Origin of the sequence: Stenotrophomonas sp. 2YAF22 (assembly GCF_052114665.1) — a bacterium.
In the GTDB taxonomy this organism is placed as follows: domain Bacteria; phylum Pseudomonadota; class Gammaproteobacteria; order Xanthomonadales; family Xanthomonadaceae; genus Stenotrophomonas; species Stenotrophomonas indicatrix.
This window is the reverse complement of sequence record NZ_JBFRFE010000646.1, coordinates 1-2414: the sequence shown is the minus strand read 5'-3', so window position 1 is coordinate 2414 and position 2414 is coordinate 1. Positions and strand designations below refer to the sequence as shown.

Sequence of the window (2414 nt, the reverse complement as noted above, 5' to 3'; positions counted from 1 at the left end):
CGACAGTGCAGGGCAGGGGCGAACGCCAGAAGGCAGCCTGGCGGCGCGCGTATCGCCGGGTTCGGCGTCGGACCTGCGCCTGGATGAACTGCGCGCGCGCTGGCAGGCGCTGTCCTGATGGCCGGCACCGTCTACCTGGTGCTGGCGATGCGCCTGCCGGGCTTCAACGACGCCGTGGTGCAGCCRCACCGCGACTTCCTCGATGCGTTGCAGGCCGAGGGCCGGCTGCAGCTGACCGGCGGCTTTGCCGACGGCAGCGGTGGCGCCTATGTGCTGTGCAACCTCGACAGCCTCGCGCAGGCGCAGGCCATCGTCGCCACCGATCCGCTGGTGACGATGCAGGCATCGGCGCTGAGCGTCCATGAATGGAATACCCGCTGAGGCGCCCCTGATGACTGTCCACGCCGCCCACGTTGCATCGCCGTTCCCCGAACAAGCGCTGCCGTCGTGGCGGCGTGCCGTGCTCAAGGTCGGCAGCAGCCTGCTGGCCGCCGACGGTGGTGGCCTGTCGCCGCGCCACGCGCTGGGCCTGGCCCAGTTCGTTTCGGCCAACGTGCTGGCCGGGCGCGAGGTCGTCATCGTGTCCTCCGGCGCGGTCGCTGCCGGCCGCGCGATCCTGCCCCGGGCCGATGAACCCGGTGCCGCGATGGCGGCGCGGCAGGCGTTGGCGGCTCTGGGCCAGGCGCAGCTGATCGGTCTGTGGCAGCGCTTCTTCGAGCGCCCGGTGGCGCAGGTGCTGCTGACCCATGACGATCTGCGCAACCGCCGCCGCTATCTCAATGCGCGGGCAACGCTCAACGAGCTGCTGCGGCTGGGCGCGCTGCCGGTGGTCAACGAGAACGACACCGTTTCGGTGGATGAGCTCAAACTCGGTGACAACGACAACCTGGCCGCGACGGTGGCGGCGCTGGTCGATGCCGATGCACTGTTCATCGCTACCGACATCGACGGTCTCTACAGTGCCGACCCGCGCACGCATGCCAATGCCCGGCCACTGCATGAAGTAGTCGAGTTGAATGACGCCGTGCTGGCGATGGCTGGCGGCGCCGGTTCGGTCGCCGGCACCGGCGGCATGCGCACCAAGCTGGAGGCCGCAGCCAAGGCCGGCCGTGTCGGCATCGAAACCTATCTATTCAATGGCCGCAGCGGCGAGGTGGTACGCGCGCTGGCGCAGGATCGCCTGCACGGCACCCGCATCCATGCCGCGCGCAGCCGCGAGGCGGCCCGCAAGCACTGGCTGCGCCACGCTCCGCTCGCCGAAGGCGCGATCCTGATCGATGCCGGCGCCGCCCAGGCGATGCGCGAGAAGGGGGCATCGCTGTTGCCCGGTGGCATCACCGGTGCCGACGGCGCGTTCCGGCGCGGTGACATGGTGCAGGTATGCTGGAACACCGACGCCGGCCGGGTGTGCGTGGCCCGTGGTGTGAGCCAGTACGCCGCCGATGACGTGCGCCGCATTGCCGGCCGCCACACCCGCGACATCCAGACCGTGCTCGGCTACAACTACGGCGGTACCGTCGTCCATCGCGACGATCTGGTGCTGCCATGAACCCACTGCAGGATATGCCGATGAGTGAGATCGAATCGCAGGCCCGTGCCTGCCGCGAGGCGGCGCAGGTGGTTGCCGGCCTGGACAGCGATGCGCGCAGGGCACTGCTGCAGGCGATGGCGCAGGCGCTGGAGGTCAATGCCGGACAGATTCTTGCAGGCAATGCACGCGACCTGGCCGCCGCCCGCGACAAAGGCGTGGGCAACGCGATGCTCGACCGTCTGGCACTGGACCCGGCGCGCCTGCTGGCGATGGCCGACGCCGTGCGCGAGGTGGCCGGCCTTCCGGACCCGGTCGGGCAGGTGACCCGCGACGACGTGCGTCCGAACGGCATCCGCGTGCAGAAGGTGCGCGTGCCGCTGGGAGTGATCGCGATGATCTACGAAGCACGCCCGAACGTGACCGCCGAAGCCGCCGCGCTGTGCCTGAAGGCGGGCAACGGCGTGATCCTGCGTGGCGGCTCGGAGGCGATCCATTCCAATACCGCCATCGCCCAGGCGTTGGCGGGGGCATTGAAGGCCAACGGCGTGCCCCCTGCCGCTGTGACGGTGCTGACCGACCTGCGCCGCGAAGCGATGCTGGAACTGCTGCAACTGCACGAATTGATCGACCTGGCCATCCCGCGCGGTGGCGAAGGCCTGATCCGCTTCGTCGCCGAGCACGCGCGCGTGCCGGTCATCAAGCACTACAAGGGTGTCTGCCACCTGTTCGTCGATGCCAGCGCCGATGCAGCCAAAGCGCTCGATCTGCTGGTGGACGGCAAGTGCAGTCGCCCCTCCGCGTGCAATTCACTGGAGACCCTGCTGGTGCACCGGGACATTGCCGCAGCGTTCCTGCCGCGTGCTGCACTGGCGCTGGCCGAAGG

3 protein-coding genes are annotated in these 2414 nt (G+C 69.6%); all 3 read left to right on the top strand.

Translation table 11 applies throughout. The annotated features are described in order from the left end of the window. The first annotated feature begins 117 nt into the window (after positions 1–117). Positions 118–381 (top strand): YciI family protein, encoded by a 264-nt coding sequence (locus tag AB4Y84_RS19430; RefSeq protein ID WP_033831568.1) that lies wholly within the window; start codon positions 118–120, stop codon positions 379–381. A 10-nt stretch (positions 382–391) separates the two neighbouring features. Beyond that, positions 392–1549, top strand: coding sequence for a glutamate 5-kinase (gene proB / locus AB4Y84_RS19425; protein WP_442244044.1), 1158 nt, complete (start codon positions 392–394; stop codon positions 1547–1549). Continuing rightward, on the top strand, positions 1546–2414 hold an 869-nt coding region (locus tag AB4Y84_RS19420), incomplete at its 3' end, for a glutamate-5-semialdehyde dehydrogenase (protein WP_442250700.1). The genes proB and AB4Y84_RS19420, both read left to right, overlap by 4 nt.

Bases quoted from the DNA above. Each gene is read 5' to 3' on its own strand.
- proB (WP_442244044.1), top strand. From the start codon at position 392: ATGACTGTCCACGCCGCCCACGTTGCATCGCCGTTCCCCGAACAAGCG.